A 21,057-nucleotide genomic window follows, 5' to 3' on the forward strand; every position below is an offset into this window, starting at 1 on the left:
AAATCGGGTTTTCATTGATAAATTAATTTGTCATTGCATTACGAGAACTACTTTACCCTAAAACATTAGTGACTAATCCTTAGAAAAACCGTTAATTAAATTGATACTTTCTCTCATTAAAAGAAATCAGCTCATAGAAAGTGCATTCTGTTCATAAAAAAATAACATATAAATCATAGTATTTTATTTTGTGCGATTTTAGCTTCTTGGGAGTCAGTTGAAATACTCATAAATGATTAATTAAAAAAACGATTGTTTTGATGATAAAACACCCACTACAAAATTTGCAGTGGGTGTTATTTGAGGATTATTTAAGATTGAAATTAACGCAGCAGTGATAATACGTTTTGTGGCATTTGATTTGCTTGAGCCAATACCGCAGTACCCGCTTGTTGTAGGATTTGACCACGGCTCATATTAGACACTTCTGTTGCATAATCCGCATCTTGAATACGGCTACGTGATGCAGTTAGATTACTAACGGTGTTACTCAAATTCGTAATAGTAGAATCTAAACGGTTTTGTACTGCACCCATTGCACTACGTAAAGTATCGACTTGAGAAAGTGCATCATCTAATCCTTTTAATGGTGCATCGTTAATTGTTGGTGGGTTTTTAGGTTTAACTTCATTACCTTTAGTTAAACTCACTTTACCGCCAGGAACAAAGTCGCCAGTACTACTATCAATGACTTTTGATGTATCTGGGGTTGCTTCAAAAGTTTTGACATCACCATTGGCATCTTTTATCTCAATTACCAATTTAGTTTTATCTTCTTTACCAGTTGCATCCACTGCATAATAGACACCTTCTAAAGACTCACCTGTTGCTAAACTTGCTTTTAACGATGTAGTATCAATATCAATATCTTTTGATACTGGGTTTTTTACCTGATTAGTAACAGAGAAAGTTGATGCAGAACCACTATGTAATTTTTCTGGTTTAACAGAAAGATCTAATTTATCGATACCCAATGTAGTGGCATCGGTTTTTTTCAGATCAACACTGATTTGTTCTTTATCAAGCGCCCCCACTTGTAAATTTAATGTGCTGTCTTCACTTAACACTTTTACGCCATTAAATTGAGTCTGTTCTGAAATACGATTAATTTCCGCAGTACGTTGATTCACTTCTTCCTGAATAGATTTAATATCAGAATCTGAATTAGAACCGTTTTTAGCTTGAACAGTTAACTCACGAATACGTTGTAAGTTATTATTAATTTCATTTAATGCCCCTTCTGTGGTTTGGGCAATTGAAATACCGTCGTTCGCATTACGAGAAGCTTGAGTCAAACCATTAACATTTGAGGTAAAACGGTTAGCAATCGCTTGACCCGCAGCATCATCCTTGGCGCTATTAATACGTAAACCAGAAGAGAGGCGTTGGATTGCAGTATTTAATACACTTTGAGAGCGATTTAAATTATTTTGAGCAATCAGTGATGTTGGATTAGTCATAATAACTTGTGGCATATAATATTCCTTCAACTTGATTTTAAAACATTTAATGAATAGGTGGGTTATTACGTCACTGTAATAACGTTGCCTAAACACTATCGTCATCAATTTTGAAGGATTTACGATTTTTGGCGTCGCGAAAATAGTAATAAAAGCCAGTCAGTTAATTTGCAAGGAATAATTTATTGTAGAAAAAAGCGAAATAGATCGGAAGAAAAAATAAAACTAAAAAAAGTAGGGCTAAATATAAAATACTGGGAGCCTGTATTCTAAATCTCGTGCAATAATTTCGCCTGAATGTGAAATTTTAAATTGTCTCATTAATGATAATCCTCATAGTGTAGAATATAGGCATCGCCGTTAATAAATTGAAAAGCAATACACCAATTAGCTCTTACTGTAATCGACCAATATCCTTCTCGATCACCTTTTAATTTATGAAGTTTATATATTTGCCGATTTAATTCGCTAATATCTTTAGCTATATCAATAAATTGTAGTCTATCATTAATTCTTTCTGCATCATTAGCAAGAACTTCTGATGTAACGCCTTTTTCAAAAAGTTGCTTCAATCCTTTATATTTAAATGATTTTATCATCTTTAAATCCGTATTATACGAGATGTAACACACACTAATGTGTCGTTATAATCACCACAACATAAAATGATTTTTATCGTTTTCTTTAGGAAAAATGCTATATGGACATAATTTTTAAAAATAGATGAAGGAAAAATATAAATACTTTTCAACACAAATGACAAAAAAAGGCCCTCTTACGAGGACCTTTTGAATATAGAAAGGTATCTTTTGTGTCAGTGTACGAATTAACGTAACAGAGACAGAACAGTTTGTGGTACTTGGTTTGCTTGAGCAAGTACTGAAGTACCCGCTTGTTGCAGAATTTGACCACGGCTCATGTTAGAAACTTCTGTTGCATAGTCAGCATCTAGGATACGGCTACGTGCAGCAGATAAGTTGTTAACAGTGTTGTTCAGGTTGTTGATAGTAGATTCAAAACGGTTTTGAATCGCACCTAAAGAAGAACGCATACTATCAACGGAGTTAATTGCTTCGTCTAAAGTTTTCAATTGAGCTTCAGCCTTTTTAGTCTTTTCCTCCTCAACCTTAACTTCTTCAGGTGTATAAACTTTAACCTCTTTACCAACTTTATATTCTAAGGTTTTTGCTTGAAGTGGGTCAGCTGGGTTTTTAACTGATACTTCAGCTTCATAAGTTTTACCGCCAACAGTGATATAATTCTTGCCATTTACTTCAGCAACATCATCTACTGTAGCAGCAGGTGCTCCATCAATTGATGCTTTACCTAAGTCAGCAGCAACAATACCTTCACCACCTTTAGCTGGAGCCAACTGTGCAGCTGTTTTTTTACCAGCGGTCATTTCAGCTTTAGTTACACCACTAAATTTAGTTTCAGCACCAACTTCTAATTCGTCGATTTTCAACGTCTTGCTATCAACTTTTATCAATTCAAATTCAATTTTTTCTTTGTCGTTAGTACCAACGTGAACAGTCATAGTTGACTTTTCGCCACTCAGCACTTTAACGCCGTTGAATTGAGTTTGCTCAGAAATACGGTCAATTTCACTAAGACGTTCTTTAACTTCTTCTTGGATTGATTTGATATCTGATTCTGAGTTAGAACCGTTTTTAGCTTGAACTGTTAACTCACGGATACGTTGTAAGTTGTTGTTGATCTCGTTCAAAGCACCTTCAGTAGTTTGAGCGATAGAGATACCATCGTTCGCATTACGTGCTGCTTGAGTTAAACCATTTACGTTTGAAGTGAAACGGTTAGCAATCGCTTGACCTGCTGCATCGTCTTTCGCGCTGTTGATACGTAAACCAGAAGACAGACGCTCGATTGCACTTCCTAAAGCTCCCTGAGATTTATTCAGGTTGTTTTGAGTTACCAGAGACAGATAGTTGGTATTAATGACTTGTGCCATAGCTAGATTCCTTTAAAATCAAGTCGATAAAATAAAAGTTTGCCTATTCATTTTCGGTGTTAATCACCGGCAACAAGTTTATCGGCACTCCACATACAACCTTTAACTTTTCCTACAAAAATTTCTGCGATTTTTTATAGAATCCATATCAAGTTAATGATAAATAAAGAAATTAAATTATCATTTTTTTATTTATTTTTTATCAATTTTCGTCTCAACGTTTTTTTAACCCATCTAAATTCGACTTTGGTCATCAATGGCAATAAAAGGCTTCTATATGGCAGCCTGTTTCACTCATCAAAAATACTAAATAGACGTAAACTTTTCGCCGATTCTACCGATAACATTTTTTGAGGATCATTTTACGAACACAGAAAGGAGACCAGTATGGCTGGTATTGCTTCACTAGGCGTAGGCTCAGGGATGCCTCTAGGTCAAACATTGGCACAATTAGAAGCGGCGGAAAATAAACGCCTTGAACCCCTTGATAAACAGATGAAAAGCTACGAAGCTCAAATTACTGCTTACGGTAAAATGCGCGGACAGCTCGATAAATTACAAAAAGCATCAGAAGATTTAAAAAAATTCGACAAAATTGTAGGTACCAAAGTTGAAGATGAATTTGATGCTTTTAAAGTCACCACTGATGGTAAAGCAAGTGTCGGTAACTACACCGTTTCTGTTACCCAATTAGCTCAAGCTCAAACATTAAAATCTACAGCAGTCAGTGATGTAAAGAAACCGCTTGGGGAAACCTTAGGTGAAGGTAATAAACGGACATTAGTTATTACACAACCCGGCGAAGAAAAACCATTACGTATCGAATTAGAAGATAAACAAACTTCAATTCTTGAATTACGTGATGCTATCAATAAAAAAGAAGGTAATGTTTCAGCGACTATTGTTAAAGCTGATGATAATACTAGCTATTTAGTGCTAACTTCACGTAAAGAAGGTACTAAATCTGAAATGAAAATCACCGTTGAAGGTGATGATAAGTTAAATCAATTCCTGTCGAATTCAACTGCCAAAGACGATGCATCACATACATCAGGCATGAGACAAATTGTTGACGCTAAAAATGCGAAATTAACCGTTAACGGAATTGCGATTGAACGTCAGACTAATGAGATTAAAGATGCGCCTGAAGGGATCGTTTTAAATCTGAAAAAAACCACTGACAATAATAAAGATGGTGTCGATAAGCCTGAAATTATCAATGTAGCGCGTGACATTGAACCAATGAAAAAGGCGATTAAAGCCTGGACTGATGCTTATAACGAACTGAGCACAACGTATAAAGATTTAACCAAATACACCCAAGTTGAAAAAGGCGAAGAATCGTCTAAAAACAACGGGGTTTTATTAGGTGATAGCACCAGCCGTATGATTATGTCTGAGCTAAAAAGCTTTGTTACTAGCTCACAAAGCACATCTGAATTAGATACCCTTAATAAAATGGGTATTAAATTTAAAGTCGATGGCACATTAGAAATCGACAATAAAAAACTTGATGAGGCGTTAAAAGAAAAGCCAGCTAACGTCAAAGAGTTTTTTATGGGTGATGGTAAAGAGACAGGATTTGGTACTCAAACTTATAATTTCCTGAAGAAAACACTGCAATCTACAGATGGCACCTTAGATATTGCCACTGATGGTGTAAAAAAACGGAAAAAAACGTTAGATAACCAAATTAAAAATACGGAACGTAATATTGCTGCCACGATGGAACGTTATAAAAACCAGTTCCAACAGTTAGATAAAATGGTGAACTCCATGACTAACTCTAGTGCATCAATCGGCCGTTTATTAATGTAATTTTTAAAAGTAGGATAATATGTATCAACAATCAGCCAGTAAAATGTATGCTCAAATCGACGTTGAAAGCGAGATTTTAAATGCCACGCCTTACCAGCTGATCCAGATCCTATTTAATGGGGCGCTTAGCGCCCTTCGCCGTGCCTTAATATTAATGGAGCAAGGAAATATCGCAGGTAAAGGCGAAAACATTTCTAAAGCCATTAATATTATTGGTAACGGGTTAAAGCAAGGTTTGGATAAAGAAAAAGGTGGCGAGCTTGCAGAAAATCTGGAGCTCCTTTATGACTATATGGTTAATCAGCTACTCGATGCTAACTTAAAAAATAATCCAGAAAAAATTCATGAAGTCATCAAGCTCTTAACTGAAATTTCTGATGCTTGGCAACAAATCGGCACACAGATTAATTCTTATTAAATTAGAGTGGATAACAATATGGATATTATGGCGGCTTACGAGCATGTTTTAAAATCAAGTGAGCAAATGTTAACGCTTGCCAAAGATCAGCAATGGGATAAGCTGATAGAAATGGAAATGGATTATTTAAAAAGCGTAGAAAGTATCACTAAGATGATAAAACCTGCTGACGGTGAGCTGAGACTACAACAACGCCTCACAGATATGCTAAAGAAAATCTTAGAAAACGAAAATGAGACGCGAAATTTATTACGGGCTCGTCTAGATGAGCTTGGCATATTAATAAGACAGACTGAACAAGAGCAGAGGGTACAAAATAGCTATGGTCAGTTTACAGAACATAGTTATTATCCTGATCTCAACCTGAAATAACTCTCCTCTGCGCCAAAAGCGGTTTTATTAGCTAATGGCGTCTTTTTATCTAAGCAATTAGAGACTTTTATTCAGCTAAATTTGTTATCGGTAACGTACTCTTTTCTGGTTTATCTGTAAGTTATTTTATTTATTAGACTGCATGAATACCATATCGATATGAGGAATATTATCTTCAAGATAACTTTCTGAGTCGATAACAAAACCATGAGATTGATAAAAATCGACTAAATAAGTTTGAGCCATTATTTTTACACTATTGGTTTTAAACTGTTTAAAAGATACTGAAATAGCTTCTTTTAATAATAGATGAGCAACGCCACCACCACGATACTCTTTAGCAACAATCACCCGCCCTATTGATGCCTGTGGAAATACCATACCCTGAGGTAATAAACGCGCATAAGCGATTAACTGCGAAGTTATTTTATCATTAGCAAATAGATGTAATGATTGTTGATCAATACCATCCAAATCTTGATAAGCACATTGCTGTTCACAAATAAAAACCTGATTTCTTAAGGCTAAAATAGCGTAAAGCTCATCGGTAGTGAGTTGTGAAAATGATTTTAAAACCCAATTCATGCACTTTATCCCATGGTTTAAAAGTGATAACAAAACAATCAATGATAATGCAATATCATCGACAAAATTTGTGTTTACTATAAATAATGAAATGATAATGTTGATGGTGCGTTTTGCTAGTGAAAAATGCAGAAGAATAAATACTCAATGCAGAAAGATAGGCGATAAAACCGTTAATCTCAATACGTTCAGACTCCCCCACGAGCCTTGATGACTTTTATTACTTTGCTTATCTATTTATAAAGATAATCTCAAAGTCGCTCTAACCCTTTCCACGCTCTATTTTTTACTTCTGTCACTAAAATGGCAGGATTTAAGGTTATTTTTTCTGCAATTGAAAAAGCCAACTCGATAACTTCTTTGTGATCTTTAGTTTCAGTATGATAATTAAACTCTGCATGAGGCAGAACATATTTACCTTTCAAACCATTAATCTCTTTTTTAAACCCTTCTTTTACCATCTTCTGTGTTAATAACACATAGTCTGCATTTTCGGGATCGGATAACTCTACTCTAACAGTAAACTCAGGCATAGAAACCTCCTACAGTCTATCTATGTCTATTGAAATTCTGTTAGCTCTCAAAAGGCAGTATATTAAATCAACAATCATTTTCCTAGTCAGAAACTGTGATAAATAATGTTATAATGATTGAAATTAGAATCGCCCACTTCACTATGGGCGATTTATTAGCTCATAATAATCTGATAAATAATAATTTATTTAATCACATCATAGAGTTGTTGATTAGATAAGTAATCTGCGGTTAAACCTACTGATGGATTATATTGTCCACCGTGGATCTCAGAGAATGCTTTACCCTCTTTACCTAATGAGACTTTACGTTCATCTTTACCCGTACTTTCATGGATAGAATAGGTTTTACGACGCATTGCTACATATTTATCTGCATCATTAGCAATATCACTGTGATAGCCTGTAATTTGTGCATCCGTTAAGGCTAATTTATTTGCTAAATCACAGCCCCAGCGCGTTAAACAGACCTCTGCAAAATGACGGACTAATAAACCTGGAGCATATAAGCCATTTTCACCATTAGCGCCATCTAAAGAAGCATTACCCACTAATGTGGCATGACGTCCAGAAATAGGGAAAATATGCATTTTAGTTTCAGATTCAATTGTTGGAATAACACAAGTAAATCCTTTAGAGCGTTCATCTCTTGCATAAAATCCGACATATTCTTTGACGTTTTTACCAAGCGTGACTTTTTCAGGTTGGAAATTCAGTGGACCTGGGACAGGATCAATAGCAAAAATATTCACGGGAATATTTTTTAATTGAGGATCTGCCAACATCGCATTCGCTAACATATGGCAAGTAATACCACCACGACTCCAACCCACTAAGTTAACTTGTGTTGGAATAATGCCATCTTTACGGAAGATTCGAATAATTTGCTGTTGAAGTTGTTGCTGAGTGACTTGACGATCGCCATAGTCATATTTACGCCATAAAAAAGAGCCTGTTACTTTGACATCTTCAATGGGAATGCCCGCTTTTTTCAGTTGGTTATACTGCTCTTCGGTTAACTTTTCACGTTGCCAATCAAAGTTACCTTTCATTAAGCAAAGTGCATGCTTCACGTTTTCTTCCCAACCACTACCAAATAGCGAACCCTTGATATCAGAGTAATTAGGACTTTCAACCCATAAATCATCTTCTTGCAGATTACCACTACCCGGGCCATCAACAATAAACCACTGTGCAAACTCTCTTCCTTGGTTATTTTGCGCTAAAGTGGAGACTAATTCGCCTTGCCAGAAGGTCGGATTATTATTATCAAATGAGTTAGACCCAGTACCACATAAATAAACGGTTAATACTGTCATAATTAAATTTCCTTTTATTAATAACTAAAAAATCAAAATAATGATTTTTATTTCCTTGTATTGAGCTATTCCTTAGCCCACCAGCACATTAACCATAAGCCTTTTTTTATTCAATGCGTAAAAGTAAATTAGTAGAGCTGAGATCACATAATTGAATTTTAATTAAGTAAAACAAATAAAAAATCGCTATCAGATCAATGTAATTAAATTATATTAATGAACACCTTATTTTTTTATTATTTCTATTAGTAAATCGATCTATACATAAAGCGCATTAAATAACCAATCCTTAAATTTAGATAAAAAAAATCCCACATTAATAAATGTAGGATTTTCTATTAGGTAGAATGTCTTATAAACGATTAAAAGCAACTACTCTCACCGCAGAAATATCGGCTTGTGCTCCTTCAGCAACTTCCTGACATGCTTTTTCTAACGCAATATGGGGTGTGATCCCACTCTCTGTTTCTACAATTTTATGTCCGGCGTAGGTATCACCATTTCTGGAACGCACTTTATACGCAATAAACCAATATTCCATATCATCACCGTTTACGTTATTAATCATGTAATTACCATAGCCGTTTATGACCTGCTTTAATGTGATAATAATCAATAATTTTTAGTTTAAAAAAATCGTTTTATAAAAAGATGAACTTTATCGTAGGAAAATTAAGCGTGATTTTCCATTTCTGATTGTACTATTTTTTTATTTTTACTGCTTTTTCAAAGTGATCAAATTTATGTGTCATTATCCACCACGCTGCAACTTCCATAAGTAATTCAGGATTGTTATTTTTTGTTGTAGTGATTTTCTCATATTCTCTCTATCTTTATTTTTTAGCGTGAGAATAAATAGGTAAGAGTAAATACTCTATCCATGAAATTTATTCCATAACAGAATAAGCAACCAAGCCGCGATAATCCAGCAAATAACCGCCGTAGCCAATGCTGTAAATAATTTTACATAGTTGATCATCACATAGAGTGAAATTAGGTAAATCATATAAGGTATAACAGCCCATAAACTAAAAATAATTGTGGTTCGTAACGCCTCAATAGAACGTTCAGAGCCAACAATATAATGTGCAATAAGTGCAAAAGTTGGAAATAACGGAACCAATCCCGCAATATAGTAATGACGAGATTTCGATAAAACGGCAATTAATACCACTACAAACGCACCTATCAGTGCTTTAATCAGTAATCCCATTATTTTTTCATCAAGTTATAAAAACCTTACTACTATCATACTTATTCATATTGGTATGTGAGCTGGTTTTATTTTTAGTTATTTAAAATGTAATTAAATATTTAGAAAATAAAATAGAAAAAATTGAGAAGAAAGATGATAACTATGCTTTATACAAAACTAATCCAACATAGGTTAATTAACTTATTTAACAATTACTTTTGATCTTTTTTGAAAGATAAGAAGAGATAAAAAAATGAGTTGCTTTGATATAGATGTGCAAAAGCGCACATCAATAAAATGATGTGTCTATCCCATCTGCAAAAATCGGGGCGCTCATTATCATAAATAACAAACAATAGTATAAGTATTCGAATGTTTAATCACATTCGAAAGCTTATATCATCTATTCAATGACATTGAGCAAGATGCCCCATCTCTATTTTGATTAGGTGTTTTTTATCTCGTGATAGAAAAGAAAAGTCACCTTTATCAAATAAATAAGGTACTACACCTGCATGCTCATAATTTCTTGATAAGCAGCGACTAACTTATTACGCACTTGTACACCCATTTGTAATGAAATACTGGATTTTTGCATATCCACCATCACATCGTTTAATTCAACACCTGGAGTACCTAAGGTAAACGCTTGAACTTTGTTGGTTGCATTCACTCGAGTTTCATTAATTTTACCCACGGCTTGAACAAGCTGAGTTGCAAATCCTGCTTGTACTGGCTGGGGTTTCGCAATATTGGATGCTTGCAAAGTCTGGATTTGCATTTTATCCAGAACACTTTCAATAGCTGGAATTGACATATAAACCTCTGCGTTAATCATCTAATTCAATTACTGAATCAATGTCATAGTAAGGAAGTGAACCAACACGCTTACCGAGTTATACCCTAACACAGGGGCTTCATTCCAAAGCGAGTAATTAACGCAAAAGTTAAGGGCTAATTACGCCATTAAATGAAACGCAAAAGGCCAATAATGAGACACCTGAGAGTAGGTTTATTTATTTGCGTAAGGGGAGTCTGTTTTGTTACGCCACGCTTTTAGTATTCATCCCGAACTACAAGGCAAGGATTGTCTATGAATGCCGAAAAAACCGACGTTGTGAACCAGAATAAGGGTTTTAACGCCATTATTAACCGGATAAAAGCCGATCCGAAAATTCCGCTCATTATTGCGGGTTCGGCGGCTATTGCCATTTTTGTTGCTGCATTTTTATGGTTACAAAGCCCTGATTATAAGGTGCTTTATAGTAATCTTAGCGATAAAGACGGTGGCGAAATTGTCACACAGTTAACACAGATGAATGTACCTTATCGCTTGTCACAAAATGGCGCAGCGATTATGGTGCCTGACAATCAGGTTCATGAATTACGCCTGAAACTCGCGCAAGCGGGGCTTCCAAAAGGCGGTGCTGCCGGTTTTGAACTGTTAGATAAAGAAAAGTTCGGGATCAGCCAATTTAGTGAACAGATTAACTATCAACGTGCACTTGAAGGTGAGCTTGCTCGCACTATCGAGACATTAGGTCCTGTACAAAATGCCCGAGTTCATTTAGCACTACCAAAACCATCTCTTTTTGTTCGTGAACAGAAATCCCCTTCTGCATCCGTTACGGTGGGTCTTTTACAGGGTCGAGCGCTGGATGAAGGTCAAATTAATGCCATCGTGCATATCGTTGCGAGCAGTGTTGCAGGTATGCCTGATAGCAGTGTGACCATCGTCGACCAAAGCGGCAAATTATTGACACAACCTGATGCATTAGGTCGTGATCTTAATTCTATCCAACTGAAATATGTTCAAGAGCTAGAAAGCCGTTATCAGCAACGTATTGAAACGTTATTAGGCCCAATTGTGGGTCGTGGAAACGTTCATGCACAGGTGACTGCTCAAGTTGATTTCTCTCATACAGAAGAGACTGCTGAAGAGTACAAACCAAACCAGCCACCAAATCAAGCCGCAGTGCGTTCAAAACAGTTGAGCCAAAGTGAGCAGAATGGTGGCATGTTAGCTGGCGGTGTTCCTGGTGCATTATCTAATCAACCTGTTGCTCCACCACAAGCACCTATTGAAGCGCCAAAAGCGCAAGAAGGTGAGAAAGCAGATGACGCCAATGCAACGGGTACAAATCGCACATTAACGCGTAATCCAAACAGTAATAGCCGTTTAGATGAAACAACCAACTATGAGGTTGATCGCCGAATTCGCCATATCAAGCGTCCAGTAGGTAATGTCGAGCGTCTTTCTGTCGCTGTTATTGTGAACTACAAAACAGTTGAAGATAAGAAAGAAGCCGCTGAAGGCGAAGAGCCTGTTGTTGAAACTAAACTTGTTCCGCTAACTGATGAGCAAATTCAGCAAATTGAAGGACTTGTTCGTGAAGCGATGGGCTATTCCCAAGAGCGTGGTGACTCTTTAAGTGTCGTGAACTCCCAGTTTAACGATATTGAAGAGAAAGTGATCACCGTTCCTGTATGGGAAAACCCAGATATTCTTGCGAAAGCATTAGATTTAGGTCGCTGGTTATTACTTGTCATCATCGCATGGATCTTATGGCGCAAACTGGTGAAACCACAGCTTGAAAAACGCCGTGAAGCTGAAATTGCTGCACAGAAAGCCGTGCTGAAAACCAAGCTACAAGTTAAAGATGATGTTGATGAAGCAGAATTAGATGACGAAGCAAGACGTAAACAAGCACGTAAACGTGTGAGTGCCGAATTGCAGAGCCAACGTATCCGTGAAATGGCAGAGAAAGATCCTCGTGTCGTCGCAATGGTAATTCGTCAATGGATGAGTAAAGAGCAATGAGTAATAACTTAACTGGAACCGAAAAAAGCGCCGTTATGTTACTAACTCTCGGTGAAGACCGAGCGGCGGAAGTATTTAAACATCTAAGTACACGAGAAGTTCAGCAACTCAGTATTGCAATGTCATCAATGCGCCATATCTCAAATCAGCAATTAATTGATGTTATGGCAAGCTTTGAAGAAGATGCTGTTCAATATGCCGCATTGAACGTGAATGCAAATGACTACTTGCGCTCTGTTCTTGTTAAAGCCTTGGGTGAAGAACGCGCTAATAACCTGTTAGATGAGATCTCTGAAACACGAGAAACTTCAACAGGGATTGAAACGCTTAACTTTATGGAACCACAAATGGCTGCCGATATTATCCGCGACGAACATCCGCAGATTATCGCAACCATCTTGGTTCACCTTAAACGAGGTCAAGCGGCAGATATTCTGGCACTGTTCGATGAGAAACTGCGTAATGACGTAATGCTTCGTATCGCGACATTTGGGGGTGTTCAGCCGTCAGCATTAGCAGAGTTAACTGAAGTACTGAATAACCTGCTTGATGGTCAAAACCTCAAACGCAGTAAAATGGGTGGTGTTCGTACTGCTGCTGAAATCATCAACTTGATGAAGAGCCAGCAAGAAGAGAATGTCATTACTGCAGTTCGCGATTACGACGGTGAATTGGCACAAAAAATTATCGACGAAATGTTCCTGTTCGAAAACCTTATCGATATCGACAACCGTTCAATTCAGCGCATTCTACAGGAAGTGGAATCCGACTCCTTGGTTGTGGCATTGAAAGGGTGCGATCAAGAGCTGCGCGATCACTTCCTTGCCAATATGTCGCAACGTGCTGCTGAGATCATGCGTGATGACTTGAGTTCTCGCGGCCCTGTTCGTATGTCTCAAGTGGAAGCAGAGCAGAAAGCAATTCTGCTTGTGGTACGCAAATTAGCAGAGACTGGTGAGGTTGTTCTTCATGGAGGAGACGATACCTATGTCTGATAAACATACTGATACTAACTGGAAGCCTTGGGTTCCCAAAGAACTCACTGATTGGGCATTAAATGTCGAGGACACGACAGAAGACGAAAAGGAAGTCGAAAAACAGGAAAAAGAAGTCGTTCAGCAACAGAAAGTCCTTGAGCAAATTAATATGCTTGATGACATGAAAGAAAAGGCTCAAAAATTGGGCCACGCTGAAGGCTTTGAGGCAGGGAAAAACCAGGGTTATCAGGAAGGCTATCAGGCTGGATTACAATCAGGTATTGAAGAAGGTATTCGCCAAGGCATTGCTCAACAATCGCCATTAATTAATGAATGGCAAGGATTGTTGGCTGAATTTAGGCACTCTTTAAATGGGTTAGACAGTGTTATTGCTTCACGTTTAATGCAAATCGCCCTCACAGCGGCAAAAGAAGTTCTGGGTCAGCCTGCTGTTTGTGATGGGTCTGCATTACTGGCGCAAATAACCTTAATGTTGCAACAAGAACAAATGTTCTCAAACAACCCACAGTTAAGAGTTAACCCAAAACATATTCCACAAATTGAAAAAGAGCTGGGTGATTCACTTTCTGCTCATGGTTGGAAAGTAGTTGCCGATAACAGTATTCATGTTGGTGGATGCCGTGTTGTGACAAATGATGGCGATCTTGATGCCACGATTGCAACTCGTTGGCATGAGCTTTGTCGTCTTGCTGCTCCGGAGGCGTTGTAATGACAGCAAGATTGGGGCGTTGGTTAGAAAAACTCAGTGATGCAGAAGCACGTTTAAATAAAATTCCGCGTGTACGTCAATATGGTCGTTTAACCAGAGCAACAGGTTTAGTCATGGAAGCTAAGGGGCTTGTTATGCCCCTTGGCTCTACGTGTTTAATAGAACGTACCATTGGTAAAACTGTTGAAGAAGTTGAAAGTGAAGTCGTTGGGTTCAATGGTAGCCAAATGTTGTTAATGCCTTTACAGGAAGTCGAGGGATTAACACCGGGTGCTCGTGTTTATGCACAGGCCACTCCGAGTGGTGAAAATGAAGGTCGCCAATTGCCTCTTGGCGATGCGCTGTTAGGGCGTGTTTTAGATGGCTCTGGTTATCCTTTAGATGGTTTACCACCACCCGATACAGGTTATCGTGCGCCACTGATCACTCCACCTATCAATCCACTACAACGTACCCCTATTACTGATGTACTGGATGTAGGCGTGCGTGCAATCAACTCACTGTTAACCGTGGGTCGTGGTCAGCGTATGGGGCTTTTTGCAGGTTCTGGTGTAGGTAAAAGTGTGCTATTAGGCATGATGGCGCGTTTTACCCAAGCTGATGTCATTGTTGTTGGATTAATTGGTGAACGTGGACGTGAAGTTAAAGACTTTATCGAAAATATTCTCGGTACTGAAGGTTTAGCACGCTCAGTGGTTGTAGCAGCGCCTGCTGACGTATCACCACTTCTTCGTATGCAAGGTGCTTCTTATGCAACGCGTATTGCAGAAGATTTTCGTGATCGCGGAAAACATGTCTTACTGATTATGGACTCACTCACACGTTACAGTATGGCGCAACGTGAAATCGCTCTTGCTGTAGGCGAACCGCCTGCAACCAAAGGGTATCCACCTTCTGTCTTCGCTAAATTACCTGCACTCGTCGAACGTGCAGGAAATGGCGTTGATGGTGGTGGTTCTATCACGGCTTTCTATACTGTTTTAACTGAAGGTGATGATCAGCAAGATCCAATTGCAGACTCTGCTCGTGCGATTTTAGATGGTCACATCGTGCTTTCGCGTTCTCTGGCAGAATCTGGGCACTACCCTGCTATTGATATCGAAGCCTCTATTAGCCGTGCAATGACATCACTGATTGATAAAACACATTATCGTCGCGTACAAGTATTTAAACAGCTTTTGTCTAGCTATCAACGTAACCGCGATTTAATTAACGTAGGTGCTTATGCTGCGGGTAGTGATCCTATGCTTGATAAAGCCATTGCACTTTATCCGTCCCTCGCGAAGTTCTTACAACAAGATATCCAAGAGCAATGCAGTTATCAAAGTGCATGTGAGCAACTTAATCAACTGATCACAGTAAACTAATTCTGAACATAATCAGAGAAAGTAAAGAGGGTTCCAATGCGGGAGCAGTCACCTTTAGTGACACTGAGAGAACTGGCACAGACAGCGGCTGAACAAGCCGCTATTCAACTGGCTCAGGTCCGGCAGAGTCATCAACAAATGGAACAGCAACTCAATATGTTGATTGGGTATCAGGATGAATACCGTGTACGTCTAAATGAAACGTTGAATTTGGGGGGGATGTCGTCAGCATCGTGGCAAAACTACCAACAATTTCTCAAAACGCTCGAATTGACTATCGAACAACATAAACAACAACTTCAACATTGGCAGGCGCAGCTCGATCTTGCAACTGAACAATGGAGAGAAAAACAGCAACGACTCAATGCATTTGAGACTTTGGAGCAACGTGCTGAAGATAGCCGTAAGCGACATCTTGATCGTATTGAACAGAAACAAATGGACGAGTACGCACAGCGTAGTACTTTACGGAGAACAACTTGATGGAGATAACGCTTCTGACCATGGATGTCGCTGCAGCCTCTTCGGGAACGACATCCGCTTCAAATAGTCAGCCCGGTGATAATGCCCCGACATTTGCTCAGCTTTTGGGCTCTCAACCCCAAAATACACAGAGTGATAAAAAGACAACCAATATCACAAACCATTCAACGAAAGAAAACAAAGCACATTCACACTCTGATGAAGACAAAACAAAAGAAGACGGTAGTCATCTTGCGTCTGTCACCACAGAACCCAATGTGATAGAAGAGCCATCTTTTGAGAAATCTCAATTGACTCTGACTTTGCCAGATAATGAACAATTTGCGGCTATTGTTGAAAATAAAACCCCTTCTTTATTAATGTCAGCAGAAGAACTTGCTGCTGAACTTCCCGTTCAGTTAGCAGGACTACCTGGATTAAAACGGCTTACCCTTCCCTCAGAGCAACTGACTCAAGCATTACAACAGCCTCAATCAGTTAAACGTGGTGAAGATTTAGCCTCGTTAGCACGCACTATTTCAAAAGATGGTGATATGTCGGACTTCAACCTTACCGACAAGCTTAATCTATCAAAATCAGATGAAAAGTCCTTGTTAACCCAGCTACGTCCAGAGACGGCGACATTAGCAACAGAAAGTACGCTTGTCTCTGCTAATCAAACAGAAAAGCCTTCTGCGAAAAAAGTAGATAGCATCGCGACACTTTTAACGCCAACAGCAGAAAAAGTGAATGCATTGCTAAACGGCGATAAGCAAGTTGCAAATGCAAAATTAGCGGACAATGTTGCTCAGCAAATGGTGACAGGTAATCGTGTTGTAGAAAGCGATCTTCACAACACCCTTTCTACCTCTTCTTCTTTGGCTTCGCAAAGCATTACGGGTCATGCTCACTCTTCAACACAACCACAAATGCAATTTTCACCGATGGCAACACAGGTATTAAATGCACAAGTGGGAACACAAGAGTGGCAACAGCAACTAAATCAACAAATTGTGATGTTTAGCCGTAATGGCTTACAAAAGGCAGAGCTACGTTTACACCCTGAAGAGCTAGGTTCATTGCATATCCGCATGAAAATAGAAGATGGGCAAGCGCAGTTGCACCTTGCTTCACAAAACGGACAAGTTCGTTCTGTATTAGAAAATGCCATGCATCAATTGCGTCAAGCTCTCTCTGAAAATGGGATCCAGCTCACGCAGAGTCAGGTGTCTAGCGACACTCATGACAGTTGGCAACAACAAAATATGTCAGATTCCTCTCAATTTAGTGGAGATGGTGCCGATAATCATCAAGGAAGCGAGGGTAATTCTCTGCAATTAGCCTCTGAAACGGCACTACAAAAGATAACCCTTACGCCTCAAGAATTAGCATCTGCTCGTGGTGGTGTTGATATTTTTGCCTAATACAAATGTATTGGGAGGACACCCTATGTCAATAAACGTAAGAGTTAATGGTTTTTTCCCTATCTGTTTCTGCAATTAAAAAACAGAAATAGCGGGATAATTAAGGTTGATTTAGATGGATATGGAAGTCCACAACAGTGAACACGTATCCACTACAAAACAGGAATTTAACTGTCCATGTCTAATTACAGCAATGAACGTAAAAGCTATAGCTTAATTCTGATCATCGTATTATTGGTGATCGCCATTATTGCAGCGGCATTCGGTGGATATAGTTGGTGGGCATTGAAGCATGCTAAATCAGGTTCAGCGGGCACAAATCAGGAAAAAGTTATACCAGCACCCGTTTTTATGTCATTAGAACCCTTTACGGTAAATTTAATTGATGACGAAGAACACTTAGACAGAGTGCTCTACATAGGGATCACATTAAGATTACATAATGAAGAAACTCGTAAACGTCTACATGATTATTTACCTGAGGTTCGTAGCCGCTTGTTATTACTGCTTTCTCGTCAACAGGCTAATAAGCTCGCGACAGACAATGGAAAACTCCAGCTAATGACGGATGTAAAAGAAACGCTGAGACCGACTCTCGTACCGGGAGAATCTGAACAGATCCTCTCCGATGTACTGTTTACCACGTTTATTCTGCGATAATCATTATGAGCGATAATATCCTTTCACAGGCAGAGATTGATGCTCTGCTGAATGATGACACATCAGGTGACGACGCCAAAAAAAGCGCGAACAGGGAACCTGCGATAGCGAAGGATCCGAATGAACCGGATATTCAGCCTTATGACCCCAACACGCAACGTCGTGTGGTTCGAGAACGTTTACAGTCGTTAGAAATTATTAACGAACGCTTTGCACGTCAATTCCGTATGGGGCTGTTTAACATGCTCCGTCGGAGTCCTGACATTACTGTTGGTGGCGTTAAAATTCACCCTTATCACGACTTTGCTCGTAACTTACCTGTGCCAACAAACCTTAACTTGGTGCATTTAAAGCCTTTACGAGGAACAGCATTATTTACCTTTGAACCCAATCTGGTTTATATCGCGGTAGATAACCTGTTCGGTGGTGATGGCCGTTTTCCAATCCCTGTGGAAGGACGTGAATTTACCAACACAGAGCAGCGGATCATCAACAAAATGTTGAAACTGGCACTTGATGCCTACCGTGATGCTTGGGATTCCATATTCAAAATTCAGGTGGAATATGTTCGTTCTGAAATGCAGGTGAAATTTACCAATATCACCTCATCACCGAATGACATTGTTGTTACAACACCTTTTCAGGTGGAAATTGGTTCAATGGTTGGGGAATTTAGTATTTGTATTCCATTTGCCATGATTGAACCATTACGTGAACGACTGATTAATCCACCAATTGAAAATGTTCGTCAAGAAGATGGGGTTTGGTTAGATAGTTTAGTCAACCAAGTTCAGCATTCAGAGCTAGAACTGGTCGCAAACTTTGCTGACATCCCACTGCGTTTATCAAAAGTGCTAACACTTAAAGCTGGGGATGTTATCCCAATTGATAGACCAGAAAGATTGATTGCACATGTTGATGGTGTGCCCGTATTAACAAGCCAATACGGTACAGTAAATGGGCAATATGCCCTTCGTGTTGAACACCTAATTAACCCTGTTTTAAACGCTCTGGATGAGGAACAAACCAATGAGTGATGCAAATCGCCCAACTGATAATTCACAATCGGCTGAGGATATGTGGGCTGATGCAATGGAACAGCAAACTGGGAAAAGCCAGGATAATAGTTCCGATCTATTTGAACATCTTTTACCTGAAGACGATACGCTGAACCATCTATCTGATATCAATTTGATTATGGATATTCCAGTCAAATTAACAGTAGAGTTAGGCCGTACCAAAATGACCATTAAAAAATTACTGAGCCTGTCACAAGGTTCTGTCGTTTCACTGGATGGTTTAGCTGGTGAGCCTCTTGATATTCTTATCAATGGCTATTTAATCGCTCAAGGTGAAGTTGTTGTTGTTTCTGATAAATACGGTATTCGCATTACCGATATCATTACGCCATCAGAACGTATGCGTCGTCTGAGCCGTTAATCTATGGAACAGCTTCCTTCCTTTTCCAGCCAAGGTGCGGTAAATACTACCGCACCCGCTACAACACAAACTGTTCAAACACCTACACAGCCGTTGCCTGTAGGTCAAAGTCTTGCTCAAGTTAGCACGGCACTTGCAGGCATTATCGTTCTTATTATTGTTGCTATGTGGTTATTTCGCCGTTTTGGCTTTACCCGTGGTTCATTTAAAGGAACGACAGCACAACTTAGCGTTAAAGCAAGTTGTTCATTAGGTGCAAAAGAACGTGTGGTGGTGGTTGAAGTAGAACAGGAATGGCTCGTATTAGGTGTAACTGCATCGCAGGTAAATCTGCTGCATAAATTACCCGTCCCTGATAAAGCCTCGCAGGAAGCGAACTCATCACCAACATCGCCATTGTTTACTCAAATATTACAAAAAACGCTAAAGCGAGATAAAGGCAACTCATAATGCATCAGTGTGTCACTTTTTTTAACGCATTAAAGCGTTGGCGTCTCTTCGCTAGTGTGCTGGTTTTAATCTTGTTACCTACCAGTGCGTTTGCCCAATTTCCGAGTGTTATTACACAGCCTTTACCGGGTGGTGGTCAAAGTTGGTCATTACCAGTACAAACATTAATCTTCATTACAGCGTTGGGGTTTATTCCTGCTATTTTGCTGATGATGACAAGTTTTACCCGCATTATTATTGTCCTTGGATTACTACGTAATGCTTTAGGTACACCTTCTGCACCACCAAACCAAGTGGTTCTTGGTTTGGCGTTATTTATGACCTTTTTCATTATGGCACCGGTTTTTGATAAAATTTATCAAGATGCCTATATGCCATTTACTGAAGATCAAATTACCTTCGAGCAAGCCTTAGAGAATGGCTCTAAACCTTTGCGTCAGTTTATGATGCAACAAACGCGTGAAACTGACTTAGCTCTGTTTGCTCGTCTTGCCGATGCGCCTGCGTTTGAAACTCGCGAAAGTGTACCAATGCGTATTTTGGTGCCTGCTTATATTACGAGTGAGTTAAAAACCGCCTTCCAAATCGGTTTTATGATTTTTATTCCTTTTCTTATTATCGACTTAGTTGTTGCCAGTGTATTAATGGCGCTAGGTATGATGATGGTGCCACCTGCCACAGTCTCATTGCCATTTAAACTCATGCTTTTTGTTTTAGTAGATGGTTGGCAATTAATACTAGGCTCGCTTGCACAAAGCTTTTTCAATTAGCGCAGAGGTAACCCCATGACACCAGAATCCGTCTTAGCACTAGGTACTGAAGCGATGAAAATCGCTTTATCACTAGCTGGCCCTCTTTTATTGTCCGCCCTAGTGACGGGTCTTGTGATCAGTATGCTTCAAGCTGCAACGCAGATAAACGAAATGACATTGTCGTTTATTCCAAAAATTCTTGCTGTATTAGCTGCTATTTTAGTTGCTGGTCCTTGGATGTTAAGTTTACTTGTCGATTATATGCATAACTTATTTACTGGCATTCCTGGGATGATTGGTTAATA

Annotated in this window: 24 protein-coding genes and 1 pseudogene; 15 read left to right on the forward strand and 10 right to left on the reverse strand. The window is 38.9% G+C overall.

The window, feature by feature from the left end; genetic code table 11:
- Positions 1-323: 323 nt before the first annotated feature.
- The 3 genes from JEP36_RS08235 to JEP36_RS08245 all read right to left on the reverse strand — a co-directional run bounded on the left by JEP36_RS08235 (position 324) and on the right by JEP36_RS08245 (position 3,429).
- Positions 324-1,475, reverse strand: a complete 1,152-nt coding sequence (locus JEP36_RS08235; RefSeq protein ID WP_198630073.1) for a FliC/FljB family flagellin — start codon at positions 1,473-1,475, stop codon at positions 324-326.
- 305 nt (positions 1,476-1,780) lie between these two features.
- Positions 1,781-2,059 (reverse strand): type II toxin-antitoxin system RelE/ParE family toxin, encoded by a 279-nt coding sequence (locus JEP36_RS08240; protein ID WP_198630074.1) that lies wholly within the window; start codon positions 2,057-2,059, stop codon positions 1,781-1,783.
- Between the two features lie 227 nt (positions 2,060-2,286).
- Positions 2,287-3,429 carry a FliC/FljB family flagellin gene (locus JEP36_RS08245; protein ID WP_198630075.1) on the reverse strand — a complete coding sequence of 381 codons (1,143 nt, stop codon included), beginning with the start codon at positions 3,427-3,429 and terminating at the stop codon, positions 2,287-2,289.
- Between the two features lie 387 nt (positions 3,430-3,816).
- Between JEP36_RS08245 and fliD the strand changes: the two genes are divergently transcribed.
- The 3 genes from fliD to fliT are packed head-to-tail and all read left to right on the forward strand — an operon-like array spanning position 3,817 to position 6,037.
- Positions 3,817-5,247, forward strand: a complete 1,431-nt coding sequence (gene fliD, locus JEP36_RS08250) for a flagellar filament capping protein FliD (protein WP_198619840.1) — start codon at positions 3,817-3,819, stop codon at positions 5,245-5,247.
- A 19-nt stretch (positions 5,248-5,266) separates the two neighbouring features.
- Entirely contained in the window at positions 5,267-5,665 is a 399-nt protein-coding gene (gene fliS, locus JEP36_RS08255) for a flagellar export chaperone FliS (protein ID WP_023581844.1), read from the forward strand.
- Between the two features lie 18 nt (positions 5,666-5,683).
- Positions 5,684-6,037, forward strand: coding sequence for a flagellar protein FliT (gene fliT, locus JEP36_RS08260; protein WP_023581843.1), 354 nt, complete (start codon positions 5,684-5,686; stop codon positions 6,035-6,037).
- 126 nt (positions 6,038-6,163) lie between these two features.
- Here fliT and JEP36_RS08265 read toward each other — a convergent pair whose 3' ends face one another.
- From JEP36_RS08265 to fliE, 7 genes and pseudogenes are all read right to left on the reverse strand, one after another.
- Entirely contained in the window at positions 6,164-6,622 is a 459-nt protein-coding gene (locus JEP36_RS08265) for a GNAT family N-acetyltransferase (RefSeq protein ID WP_198619839.1), read from the reverse strand.
- Positions 6,623-6,873: 251 nt separating this feature from the next.
- A complete protein-coding gene (locus JEP36_RS08270; protein ID WP_198619838.1) occupies positions 6,874-7,155 on the reverse strand; it encodes a DUF2622 domain-containing protein in 282 nt (93 codons plus the stop codon).
- A gap of 185 nt (positions 7,156-7,340) precedes the next feature.
- Positions 7,341-8,474, reverse strand: a complete 1,134-nt coding sequence (locus JEP36_RS08275; RefSeq protein WP_198630076.1) for a hypothetical protein — start codon at positions 8,472-8,474, stop codon at positions 7,341-7,343.
- A gap of 352 nt (positions 8,475-8,826) precedes the next feature.
- Positions 8,827-9,042, reverse strand: a complete 216-nt coding sequence (locus JEP36_RS08280) for a hypothetical protein (protein WP_198630077.1) — start codon at positions 9,040-9,042, stop codon at positions 8,827-8,829.
- A 133-nt stretch (positions 9,043-9,175) separates the two neighbouring features.
- Positions 9,176-9,274 (reverse strand): annotated as a pseudogene (locus JEP36_RS17770) (DUF6500 family protein); the annotation flags it as partial.
- A 74-nt stretch (positions 9,275-9,348) separates the two neighbouring features.
- A complete protein-coding gene (locus JEP36_RS08285) occupies positions 9,349-9,687 on the reverse strand; it encodes a GlpM family protein (RefSeq protein ID WP_151435470.1) in 339 nt (112 codons plus the stop codon).
- 487 nt (positions 9,688-10,174) lie between these two features.
- The gene (gene fliE, locus JEP36_RS08290; protein ID WP_004248328.1) at positions 10,175-10,486 is read right to left on the reverse strand and encodes a flagellar hook-basal body complex protein FliE; all 312 of its coding nucleotides are present in this window, start codon (positions 10,484-10,486) and stop codon (positions 10,175-10,177) included.
- 276 nt (positions 10,487-10,762) lie between these two features.
- On the opposite strand from fliE, the gene fliF reads away from it, so the two are divergent.
- From fliF to fliQ, 12 genes are all read left to right on the forward strand, one after another.
- On the forward strand, positions 10,763-12,490 hold the full coding sequence (gene fliF / locus JEP36_RS08295) for a flagellar basal-body MS-ring/collar protein FliF (protein ID WP_198619836.1): 1,728 nt from the start codon (positions 10,763-10,765) through the stop codon (positions 12,488-12,490).
- A complete protein-coding gene (gene fliG / locus JEP36_RS08300) occupies positions 12,487-13,485 on the forward strand; it encodes a flagellar motor switch protein FliG (RefSeq protein ID WP_109373784.1) in 999 nt (332 codons plus the stop codon). Before fliF ends, fliG begins: the two co-directional genes overlap by 4 nt.
- Complete coding sequence (gene fliH / locus JEP36_RS08305) at positions 13,478-14,197, forward strand: flagellar assembly protein FliH (RefSeq protein WP_109373785.1); 720 nt, start codon at positions 13,478-13,480, stop codon at positions 14,195-14,197. The genes fliG and fliH overlap by 8 nt, the downstream gene beginning before the upstream one ends.
- Positions 14,197-15,564 (forward strand): flagellar protein export ATPase FliI, encoded by a 1,368-nt coding sequence (gene fliI, locus JEP36_RS08310; protein ID WP_198619835.1) that lies wholly within the window; start codon positions 14,197-14,199, stop codon positions 15,562-15,564. The genes fliH and fliI overlap by 1 nt, the downstream gene beginning before the upstream one ends.
- A 36-nt stretch (positions 15,565-15,600) precedes the next feature.
- Entirely contained in the window at positions 15,601-16,047 is a 447-nt protein-coding gene (gene fliJ, locus JEP36_RS08315; protein ID WP_006533149.1) for a flagellar export protein FliJ, read from the forward strand.
- A complete protein-coding gene (locus JEP36_RS08320) occupies positions 16,047-17,450 on the forward strand; it encodes a flagellar hook-length control protein FliK (protein ID WP_198630078.1) in 1,404 nt (467 codons plus the stop codon). The genes fliJ and JEP36_RS08320 overlap by 1 nt, the downstream gene beginning before the upstream one ends.
- A gap of 177 nt (positions 17,451-17,627) precedes the next feature.
- Entirely contained in the window at positions 17,628-18,110 is a 483-nt protein-coding gene (gene fliL / locus JEP36_RS08325; RefSeq protein WP_109373788.1) for a flagellar basal body-associated protein FliL, read from the forward strand.
- Positions 18,111-18,115: 5 nt separating this feature from the next.
- Entirely contained in the window at positions 18,116-19,147 is a 1,032-nt protein-coding gene (gene fliM, locus JEP36_RS08330) for a flagellar motor switch protein FliM (protein ID WP_109373789.1), read from the forward strand.
- The gene (fliN, locus tag JEP36_RS08335; RefSeq protein WP_006533153.1) at positions 19,140-19,550 is read left to right on the forward strand and encodes a flagellar motor switch protein FliN; all 411 of its coding nucleotides are present in this window, start codon (positions 19,140-19,142) and stop codon (positions 19,548-19,550) included. Before fliM ends, fliN begins: the two co-directional genes overlap by 8 nt.
- A gap of 3 nt (positions 19,551-19,553) precedes the next feature.
- Positions 19,554-20,000, forward strand: coding sequence for a flagellar biosynthetic protein FliO (gene fliO / locus JEP36_RS08340; protein ID WP_198630079.1), 447 nt, complete (start codon positions 19,554-19,556; stop codon positions 19,998-20,000).
- On the forward strand, positions 20,000-20,770 hold the full coding sequence (gene fliP, locus JEP36_RS08345; protein ID WP_232797659.1) for a flagellar type III secretion system pore protein FliP: 771 nt from the start codon (positions 20,000-20,002) through the stop codon (positions 20,768-20,770). The genes fliO and fliP overlap by 1 nt, the downstream gene beginning before the upstream one ends.
- A gap of 15 nt (positions 20,771-20,785) precedes the next feature.
- Positions 20,786-21,055, forward strand: coding sequence for a flagellar biosynthesis protein FliQ (gene fliQ / locus JEP36_RS08350; protein ID WP_069367481.1), 270 nt, complete (start codon positions 20,786-20,788; stop codon positions 21,053-21,055).
- Positions 21,056-21,057 lie beyond the last annotated feature (2 nt).

This window comes from Proteus sp. PR00208, from assembly GCF_016238545.1.
GTDB lineage: Bacteria > Pseudomonadota > Gammaproteobacteria > Enterobacterales > Enterobacteriaceae > Proteus.